This is a genomic window from Salidesulfovibrio brasiliensis JCM 12178 (assembly GCF_001311825.1).
GTDB lineage: Bacteria > Desulfobacterota > Desulfovibrionia > Desulfovibrionales > Desulfovibrionaceae > Pseudodesulfovibrio > Pseudodesulfovibrio brasiliensis.
Genome location: NZ_BBCB01000103.1, coordinates 1 through 9128 on the forward strand (window position 1 = coordinate 1; position 9128 = coordinate 9128).

The window sequence follows — 9128 nt, forward strand, 5'->3', positions numbered from 1 at the left end:
GGCCCTGCCCGAGGTCCGGAGCGCGCTGGGTGAGCTGCGGCCGGACGTTGTGCACGAGACCTACTACACGGCAGAGTCGCCCACGTGGGACGGCGCGCCCGTGGCGGTCACGGTGCACGACATGAATCACGAGAAGTATCCGCAGCTATGCCACCCGAATGACCGCACCGCGCACTTCAAGCGGGCCGCGCTGGAATGGGCCGACTGCGTGATCTGCGTGTCCGCCGCCACCCGCCACGACCTGCTGGAGTTAACCCCGGTGGATCCGTCACGGGTCTTTGTGGTGCATCACGGGGTGGCTCCGCTGCATGACGGCGCACCCGATCCCGAGCCGCCGCAGGACAGGCCGTTTCTGCTCTTCGTGGGACATCGCGGGGGCTACAAGAATTTCACCACACTGGTACGCGCGCTGGCAGCGTCCCGGCGGCTCAATGACGAGCTTGATCTTGTCTGCGTGGGCGGCGGGCCGTTTTCCCGCGAGGAGCGGGCCATGCTGGACGATGCGGGTTTGCGGCGCGGCAGCGTCATCCATCGTCAGTGTGAAGACCGCGAGCTTGCCCGGCACTATGTCCACGCCCGGGCCTTGTGTTCCCTCGCTCGGGGAGGGGTTCGGGATGCCGGTGCTGGAAGCCATGCAGTACGGTTGCCCGGTGGCCTGCGCCCGGGCCGGGGCATTCCCTGAAGTGGGGGGCGACGCGGCCCTGTATTTCGACCCCGCCGAACCGCAGGACATGGCCGCGGTGCTGGAGTCGCTGGCCCTTTCCGACACCCTGCATTCGCGGCTGGCAGCGGCGGGTCCGGTCCATGCCGGACGCTTCACATGGCGTGCCTGCGCCGAAAACACGCTTGCGGTCTACGGGTCGCTGGGCTGACCGGAGGAAGCCATGAAGGTGGTGCACATCGCACATAACAATCTCGACGGCGCGGGGCGGGCCATGCAGCGGCTGCATCGCGCCCTGTGCGAGAGCGGGGTGGACTCGCGGGTGCTGGTGTACGAAAGACTCGGCGACGATCCCACGGTGGAGGAAATCTGCCGCGCCCGGTCCCTGAACATCATGCAGCGCCGCTTCCCGGCACTGGCCTATTACGATAAGTTTCACACCCAGAACCGTTTCTGGAGAACCGTGCACCGCTGGCGGCCCACGTCGCTTTTCAACAACTGCGAAGGTTCCATGCCCACACGTCTGCTCATCGACAAGGTGCGCGGCGCGGATGTGCTCTGCCTGCATTCCGTGCAGCAGACCGTCTCGCCGGAGCAGATCCGCGCGGTGCAGGACGAGCTGGGTATTCCGGTGGTCTGGACGCTTCTGGACATCGAACCCGTTACCGGAGGCTGCCACTTCCATGACCGCTGCGAGAAGTTCATGCACCGCTGCGGGGACTGCCCGCAACTGGAGAACCGCTGCGGGCGCGACCTTTCGGCCCTGAACTGGGAGCGCAAGGCCGCGGCCTACAGCGGCGCGGACATCGCCTTTGCCGCGGTCACGCGGCAGTCGCGGGACTTCATCCGCAAGAGCGCGCTTTTTGGCGAGAGTCTGGTGGAGGTCATCCCCTTGAGCGTGGGACCGGACTACCGCCCTGCAGACATGGCCGAGAGCCGAAAGGCACTGGGGATTCCCGAAGACAGTCGTGTGCTGGTCTTCGGCTGCTTCAACCTGAACGATACCCGCAAAGGCGGACATCTGTTGCTGGAGGCCCTTGAAAAGGCCTGCGCCAGCCGGGACACCCGGGACATGATGTTCCTGACATTCGGCGAGCTGAACGGGTTTTCGGCAGAACACCTGCCGCTTCAATGGAAGCATCTGGGCAGGCTGCACGGCGACCGGGACATCGCCCGGGCCTATAACGCGGCCAACGTGTTCACCTGTCCGTCCATCGACGACATCGGCCCCATGATGATCAACGAGGCCTTCATGTGCGGCAAGCCTGTTGTGGCGTTCGACACGGGCGTGGCCCCGGACCTCGCGCCTCTGCATCCGGCGGGCTATCTGGCGCGGTTCAAGGATACGGACGATTATGCGCGGGGCATCCTGTACGCGCTCTACGGACCGGACGCCGACTTCGGCTGTCCGTCTGCGGAGACGCTTGCGGTCTGCGACCCCGCAAGACAGGCGGCCGCCTATGTTTCCCTTTTTGAGGAGTTGCTTTCCGGCCGCAGGAGGGTGCGGGCATGAGCGGCATCGGGCTGATGCTTTGCGGCGCGCGCGGCGAGGCCGTGCTGCGGGCCGTGCTGAAAACAGGAACCCCGGTGGCGGGAGTGCTGGTGCTGGAGCAGCAGCCGCACGAGATCGACGACCGGACCGGGACGATACTGGACATCTGCCGGGAGGGCGGCATCCGCTGCCGCACCACGGCCGAGGTCAAACCGTCCGGATACGAGGCGTTCCTGCGCGACATCGACGCGGACGCCGTGGTGGTGGTGAGCTGGCGCTACCTCATCCCCGAGTCCTGCTTCGGCGTGCCGACGCACGGCATCTATGTGCTGCACGACTCGCTGCTGCCGAAATACCGGGGGTTCGCGCCCACCAACTGGGTCATCATCAACGGCGAGGCCGAGACCGGCGTGACCCTCATGCATATCGCCATGGTTGTGGACGCCGGGGACGTGGTGGACCAGCGGCGGGTGGACATCCTGCCGGAGGACAACGCGGCCAGCCTCGGTGCCCGGCTCACGGACCTCTATCCCCGGATGGTGGTGGACAATCTGAAGGCCATGCTCTCCGGAACCTGTCCCCGCATCCCGCAGGACCACACGCAGGCGACCTATGCCTGCAAGCGCACGCCCGAGGACGGCAGGCTCGACTTCACGCGCGGTGCTGGCGAGATCGTGCGACTGGTGCGCGGGCTGACCTATCCGTATCCCGGCGCGTTCTGCGAGTACGAGGGGGAGCGGATCATCATATGGAAGGCCGAGGTGGCCGACGAGGTTCCGGAATACGTCGGCCGGGTTCCGGGCCGGGTGATCGGCTTCGAGCCGGACGGCTGCGTGCTCGTGCTGGCCGGGGAAGGTGCGGTCAGGATCAGGGCTGTGGCAAGAGTCAGCGCTCCGGAAACGTTTCTGGAGCCGAAAGATATTTTCACATCCCTTGCCGGGACGCTGTGCTAGGCGCTTCGTCCGGGGGGAAGTCGGCAGCCGGGACGCCCGGAGCGGCCGGTGAATCGCAACGAGAGAGAAGAACAATGGCACAACTGTATCTGCAGTCGGACATCGAGGAAATCGCCCGGGGCATCGAGGACATCCGCGACAAGCTCGAAGGCAGGACCATCCTGTTTTCCGGTGGCGGCGGTTTTCTCGGCCGGTACTTCAGTCTGGTGATCGACCACCTGAACCGCAGCGCGCTGGCGACGCCGTGCAAGCTGATCATGCTCGACAACCTCATCACCGCCACCGCAGAGAATGATGGGCAGGCCGGGACCGAGGGCGTGAGCTTCATGGAGCACGACATCATCGAGCCGCTGACCGTGGACGAGCGGCTCGACTACGTGGTCCACGCCGCAGGCATCGCCAGCCCCTACTACTACCGGGCCTATCCGCTCAAGACGCTCGACGTGGGCATCACCGGCACCCGGAACATGCTGGAAATTGCCCGCGAAAACGGGGCGCGCTTCATGTTCTTCAGCTCCAGTGAAATCTACGGCGATCCGGAGCCGCAGCACGTGCCCACGCAGGAGAGCTACATGGGCCGGGTTTCCTGTCAGGGACCGCGGGCCTGCTACGACGAGAGCAAGCGCGTGGGCGAGACCCTCTGCTCCATCTACCACGCCATGCACGGCCTGAGCACCAACATCGTCAGGCCCTTCAACGTCTATGGCCCGGGCATGAAGGAAAACGACTACCGCGTGCTCTCCAATTTCGGCAGCCGCATCAAGGGCGGCAGGCCCCTGAAGGTCTACGGTGACGGCCGCCAGACCCGGACCTTCTGCTACGTGACCGACGCCATGATCGGCTTCATGCGCCTGATGATCCTCGGCGTTCCCGGCGAGACCTACAACATCGGCAATCCCGAGCCCGAGGTTTCCATGCTGGAGCTGGTCCAGCATGTGGAGGCCGTGGTGGACCGCGACATGGAAACGCACCTCATCGAGTACCCGGACTCCTATCCCGGCGGCGAACCCACCCGCCGCTGCCCGGACATCCGCAAGGCGAGGATCCATCTCGGCTACGAGCCGCAGGTGCCCCTTCGCGCCGGCCTGAAGCGTTTCTTCGACTGGGCCATGGACATCTACACCGGCAACCCCTAGCCAAACCGAGGACCGACCGTGAAAGTGGAATTCTACCGACATAATCTGCAGGAGACCGGCAGCGAAGAACTGGAGGAAGCCCTTGCCGGGGTCTTCCTGACCACCGGACCGCGCACCGCGTTGTTCGAGAGTGAACTCTGCGGGTTCATGGGCAGGGAGCGGGCCGTGGGACTCATGTCCTGCACCCACGCGCTGGAATTGGTGCTTCGGTATCACGGCATCGGCGAGGGCGACGAGGTCGTGACCACGCCCATGTCCTTTGTGGCCACGGCCAACGCCGTGGAACACGCCGGGGCGCGACCGGTCTTCGTGGATGTCGAGCCGGGCACCGGCAACATCGACGCCTCGCGCATCGAGGCGGCCATCACCCCACGCACAAAGGCGATCATGCCCGTGCATCTCTACGGCCAGCTTTGCGACATGCGCGCCATTGGCGACATTGCCCGGCGTCACGGTCTCGTGGTGGTGGAGGACGCCGCACATACTTTCGAGGCCCGGCGGGACGGCATTGGCGTGGGCGAGCTTGGCGCGGCCTGCCTGAGCTTTTATGCCACCAAGAACATTACCTCGGGCGAGGGCGGTGCCGTTGTGTGCGACGACCCAGGGCTGGCCGACTGGCTGGTCAAGGCCCGGCTGCACGGGGTCAGCAGGGACGCCTCCAGCCGCTACACCGGGCTGTACAAGCACTATGACATGGATTTCCTCGGATACAAGAGCAATATGACCGACATTCAGGCCGCGCTGCTTCTGCCGCAGGTGCGCCGGGCACAGGAGCTGCTGAACCGCCGCTCGCAGGTGGCCGGGTGGTATGACGCACGGCTTGCCCACGTATCCGGGGTGCGGGTGCCGGATGTGCTCGACGGCGTTCACGGAAGGCATCTCTATACGGTACTGGTGGATCCGGCGCGGCGCGATGCCGTTCTGCACGGTTTGCAGGACCGGGAAATCGGCGTGGCCGTCAACTACCGGCCCATGCACCTGATGCGCTATTATCGCGAGAAGTACGGGTTCCGGCCCGGCGACTTTCCCGAGGCCGAACGGTTCGGGGATTCCACGGTGACGCTGCCGTTCTACCCCGGTCTTTCCGAGGAAAAGGTCGACTATGTGGTGGAGAGCCTTAGCGCGGCGCTCGAGGAGGCGGGCTAGCGACCGGCCACGGCCAGCCAGAGCGATTCTTCCGACTCATCTGCCAGCCCGATGCGTTCCACGGAGCGGCGGTGCTCGGTCATGAAGCCTTCGGGGTCCATGCGGTAGCGCAAAAGCGCCTCGCGGAGCGTCTTTGCGTCCACGCACGGCGCGGGGTGCAGCCCATCTATCCAGATGGAGCGGACCACCGCGTCCAGCTCTTTGGACGGTCGGAATCCCGGCGTGAAAGCCAGAAACGGCACACCCTTGCCCAGGGCCTCGTATACGCAGGTGGACATGGGGCCTATGACCAGATCGAAACGTTCCACGGCATCGGCAAACGGTTCGCCGTACATGGAGTCGAGCGGATAGCCGTTGAAGTAGCGTTTGCGCACTTCGTCGGAAACCGAGAGCGTGCCGTAGTTGTTGAAGAACGCGCCGTGCAGCCGCACGGTCACGTCGTGGAAGCCGAGGCTGGCAAGCGTGTCCAGAAGCGTTTTCTGTCCCTGATAGTAGTTGATCTTCGAGATCAGGCGGCAGTGGAAGTTGTCCGCCAGCACCAGAACCCGGGCGTCCGCGCCGTTTTTGGGCGGCGATGACGGACGCTCCGGCGGCCCGGTGTGCCGCAGGGGGCGCAGGTCATGATCCTGCGTGCTCATGGCTTCCCAGCAGCGGCGCTCCCCTTCCGAGTAATAGAAATAGGTGTGTGCAAGCATGTTGCGTACTGGTGCGGTGGCCGCGTCCTTGCCAACAAGGCCGTGGGGCTGAAAGAAGGCCTTGCCGCCCGCCTTGTCCATCAGGTGCTTGCAGTAATAGCTTTCGGCGTCGTCGTGCAGGTTGTTCAGGGTGCGGGTGATGCCGAAACGCTCCACCACCTCGCGCAGGTAGCAGTATTGCATAAACTGCGCTTCGCCGACCTTTTCCGCGTAGTCCGCGAAGACCCCGGATAGCAGCGGGCGTGCCGGTTCGGGCAGGAACTCGGCCCCGGCCATGGCGCGGCGCATGGCCTGCTTCAGGGTGTCTCCCATGCGGCGGGCCTCGGGGCGCAGGCGCTCAAGTTCCTGCGGGTCCACCTGCACGAAGGAGGCAAAGGGCGCGATCTCCGGCTTGGTGAACGGCGGCGCGATCCACGGGGTTATGGAAAGGTTGTTGTCAAAGACCAGATGCAGGTCCTTGCGAAGCTCCGGGGACTCGGCCAGCGCGCGCATGTACGCCCGGCCGCTGCGGAAGCCGAGGCTCAGGCAACGCCGAGGCGTGTTCGGCAGTTCATGCGGTTCCAGCGCAACGGTTTCGTGCCGCACCAGCGGCTTGAATGCCCGGGAGGCGTGCAGCACGCTTTTCAGCGTGGACTCAACGCCGTCGTCTGTCATGCCGTGATCCACAATCTCCACGGGGCCGCCGTGCCGCTCTTTCAGAATGGAGAGGTACTCATAGGCTTCGGGCGGGAGGTAGTCGTGGTTGGGCAGATGCAGGCGGCAGGGCGTATCCGACGTTGTTGCGTGCTCCAGCGTCACGGCCATCCGTACCCATGATTCGAGGTCGTAGTAGAGGAAAAAGCAGAACGCGCTGGCCAGACTCATGCCGTCGTACTCGCTTAGGTCCCGCCCTTCGTCCATGAACCATTCCACGCTGAAGCGCTTGAAGTCGTCGTGCAGGCGCATGAGCTCCGGCCACGGCAGTAGGTCTTCCCAGAGCGTCATGCCGGGGTGGCTGCTGCGCAGGCGTTCCAGAACCTGATAGTTGGCGGCGAGGTCGAGGGTCGTGTGCATGGGCGGTGATCAGGCCTTCATGATGTAGTGGAGCGCCGGGCTGCTTTCGGTGCGGTGCAGTTGCCCGGCAATGCCGCGTTCGGCGATGAATTCGTCGATGGCCGAGGTGGCGCCGGGGAAGCCGTTGTAATCGTCGAGGAGCAGGATGCCGCCGAGCGTAAGGTGGTCATAGAAGACGTGCAGCGCCGTCATTGTGGGCTGGTAGAGATCCACGTCGATGTTGGCGATGCTGATGCGCCAGCCGGGGTTGTCCTTTGCAAAGCGCGGCAGGGTTTCGATGACGTCGCCCTTGATCAGCTCCACGTTGTCCCCGCATCCGGCCGCCTTCAGGAATCGCTGCAGCTTGTCGCGGGAGATGCTGTACTCCCCGGCCGAGTCCACAAAGGTATCCAGCGCGTCGAGGTCACCGTGCACGGCCTCTTCGTCCGGTCTCGGGAAGCGGCCGAAGATGTCGAACCCGAGTACCCGCTTCTCTGGGCACAGGAGTGTGCGGAACTTGGCGAAGCGCGACAGGGACGCGCCCTTGAACACGCCCGCCTCCACTACGTCGCCGTCCACGTCCACGGTGCGGCGAAACAGCTCGTAGTGCGCGAGGAGCTTGCCCATGCGCTGGGCTGGTGCGGTAAGGAAATAGGCGTTTTCGTAGAAGAAATGCTCTTCGGGTGCGATGCGTTCCAGATCGGTGCTCATGGTTTCCTCCGGCTACATGGCGGTCAGGCCGCCGTCCACGACCAGCGAGTGTCCAGTGACGTATCCGGCCGCGTCCGAGCAGAGAAAGACAACGGGCCAGGCGATGTCTTCCGGCGCGGCCATGCGGCCGAGCATGGTCAGGTCGTTGTACCGCTCCACAAAGGAAGGGGGCTGGCCGTCGAAGACGCCGCCCGGGCAGACCGAGTTCACTCGGATGCCGCATTGTGCGTAGTAGGCCGCCAGATAGCGCGAGAAGTTCAGCAGCCCGCCCTTGATGAGCGAGTATGCTGCGGGCATGGTCATCTCGGTGCCGTCGTAGACCGAAAAGGTCGGGGCAACGAGGGCATAGTGGGAGCAGATGTTCACCAGCGACCCCTTGAGGCCGCGTTCCTTCATGTCTTCCAGCACGCTCTGGCAGCACAGGGCGTAGCCGTTCATCTGCATGTCAACGTTCTTTCTGAGTGAAGCCGGGGGGATGTCCTCGAACTTGGTGCCCCAATCGCTGGTTCTCGGGTAGGCGTTATTGACCCAGATGTCGATGCCCTCGTTTGCTTCGGCGGTTTCGCGCACGAAGGAGATGATGCTTTCGTCATCGGTGATATCCAGCACGGCTGCCTCGGCGTGGTGGCCGCTGGAAGTGATTTCCCGGGCCAGCGCCTCGGCCTTGTCACGATCCACGTCTGTGATGATCACATGGGCCCCGGACGCGGCAAAGGCGCGGCACATGGCCGTGCCGAGCAGGCCGCAGCCGCCGGTGACAACGGCGGTTTTTCCGGTAAGGGCGAACGGGGTGTCAGTCATTGGTGTCTCCCATGTCGGTAGTGCGTTCGCTGAGCAACAATTCGGCCACCTTGAGGTCAAGAGGGGTGTCGATGTCCATGGCCCGCTTGGGCGGGACGAGCACGGACTTGACCCGGCCCTCAAAGATGGCGTTGCGTTTCAGGATGAAATCCGGGTCGGCAACATAGGCCACGGTGGTCATGTCGAACACCGGCGGCGTGTCCTGTCGTCTGCAGATGGTGTTTTCGGGCGGGCAGACCAGCCGCGAGAGGCCGTCTTCGCATGTCGTGACCATGTTGAACGAAGGGTGCCGCGAAGTTTTCGGTGGCCGTGACCACCATGTCGCAGCCGCCTTCAAGGAAAAGCTCGATGCAGCGGTCCACGTCGTCCGCTATACGCAGCGGCGAGGTTGCGGGCAGGGAGATGAACAGGTCCAGAGGGGCTCCCTGACGTTTCATCTCCAGAATGGCGTGCCGCCATGCCTCCCACTCGGGTGAGGCGTCCCGGGCCAGCTCCTCGGGC

The 9128-nt window shown here is 64.5% G+C and carries 8 protein-coding genes and 1 pseudogene; 5 read left to right on the top strand and 4 right to left on the bottom strand.

The genetic code is table 11. The features are described 5' to 3' along the window. Positions 1–49: 49 nt before the first annotated feature. The 5 genes and pseudogenes from JCM12178_RS15695 to JCM12178_RS15720 all read left to right on the top strand — a co-directional run bounded on the left by JCM12178_RS15695 (position 50) and on the right by JCM12178_RS15720 (position 5388). Positions 50–872, top strand: a pseudogene (locus tag JCM12178_RS15695) (glycosyltransferase family 4 protein). Positions 873–884: 12 nt separating this feature from the next. Next, the gene (locus tag JCM12178_RS15705) at positions 885–2174 is read left to right on the top strand and encodes a glycosyltransferase (protein WP_054652762.1); all 1290 of its coding nucleotides are present in this window, start codon (positions 885–887) and stop codon (positions 2172–2174) included. Beyond that, the gene (locus tag JCM12178_RS15710; protein WP_054652763.1) at positions 2171–3106 is read left to right on the top strand and encodes a methionyl-tRNA formyltransferase; all 936 of its coding nucleotides are present in this window, start codon (positions 2171–2173) and stop codon (positions 3104–3106) included. Before JCM12178_RS15705 ends, JCM12178_RS15710 begins: the two co-directional genes overlap by 4 nt. A gap of 74 nt (positions 3107–3180) precedes the next feature. Beyond that, positions 3181–4242, top strand: coding sequence for an NAD-dependent epimerase/dehydratase family protein (locus JCM12178_RS15715; RefSeq protein WP_054652765.1), 1062 nt, complete (start codon positions 3181–3183; stop codon positions 4240–4242). Between the two features lie 18 nt (positions 4243–4260). Continuing rightward, on the top strand, positions 4261–5388 hold the full coding sequence (locus JCM12178_RS15720; RefSeq protein WP_054652767.1) for a DegT/DnrJ/EryC1/StrS family aminotransferase: 1128 nt from the start codon (positions 4261–4263) through the stop codon (positions 5386–5388). Here the strand turns inward: JCM12178_RS15720 and JCM12178_RS15725 are convergent. From JCM12178_RS15725 to JCM12178_RS15740, 4 genes are read right to left on the bottom strand one after another with little or no spacing between them, the layout of a single operon-like run. Continuing rightward, positions 5385–7136, bottom strand: a complete 1752-nt coding sequence (locus tag JCM12178_RS15725) for a hypothetical protein (protein WP_054652769.1) — start codon at positions 7134–7136, stop codon at positions 5385–5387. The genes JCM12178_RS15720 and JCM12178_RS15725 overlap by 4 nt on opposite strands. A gap of 9 nt (positions 7137–7145) precedes the next feature. Beyond that, entirely contained in the window at positions 7146–7826 is a 681-nt protein-coding gene (locus tag JCM12178_RS15730) for a TylF/MycF/NovP-related O-methyltransferase (RefSeq protein WP_054652771.1), read from the bottom strand. A 12-nt stretch (positions 7827–7838) separates the two neighbouring features. Further along, positions 7839–8627: an SDR family oxidoreductase gene (locus JCM12178_RS15735; RefSeq protein ID WP_054652773.1), complete on the bottom strand. Its 789-nt coding sequence runs from the start codon at positions 8625–8627 to the stop codon at positions 7839–7841. Next, complete coding sequence (locus JCM12178_RS15740; protein WP_054652775.1) at positions 8620–8901, bottom strand: glycosyltransferase family protein; 282 nt, start codon at positions 8899–8901, stop codon at positions 8620–8622. The genes JCM12178_RS15735 and JCM12178_RS15740 overlap by 8 nt, the downstream gene beginning before the upstream one ends. Between the last annotated feature and the right edge of the window lie 227 nt (positions 8902–9128).

Bases quoted from the DNA above. Each gene is read 5' to 3' on its own strand.
- JCM12178_RS15705 (WP_054652762.1), top strand. From the start codon at position 885: ATGAAGGTGGTGCACATCGCACATAACAATCTCGACGGCGCGGGGCGG.
- JCM12178_RS15710 (WP_054652763.1), top strand. From the start codon at position 2,171: ATGAGCGGCATCGGGCTGATGCTTTGCGGCGCGCGCGGCGAGGCCGTG.
- JCM12178_RS15715 (WP_054652765.1), top strand. From the start codon at position 3,181: ATGGCACAACTGTATCTGCAGTCGGACATCGAGGAAATCGCCCGGGGC.
- JCM12178_RS15725 (WP_054652769.1), bottom strand. From the start codon at position 7,136: ATGCACACGACCCTCGACCTCGCCGCCAACTATCAGGTTCTGGAACGC.
- JCM12178_RS15730 (WP_054652771.1), bottom strand. From the start codon at position 7,826: ATGAGCACCGATCTGGAACGCATCGCACCCGAAGAGCATTTCTTCTAC.
- JCM12178_RS15735 (WP_054652773.1), bottom strand. From the start codon at position 8,627: ATGACTGACACCCCGTTCGCCCTTACCGGAAAAACCGCCGTTGTCACC.
- JCM12178_RS15740 (WP_054652775.1), bottom strand. From the start codon at position 8,901: ATGGTCACGACATGCGAAGACGGCCTCTCGCGGCTGGTCTGCCCGCCC.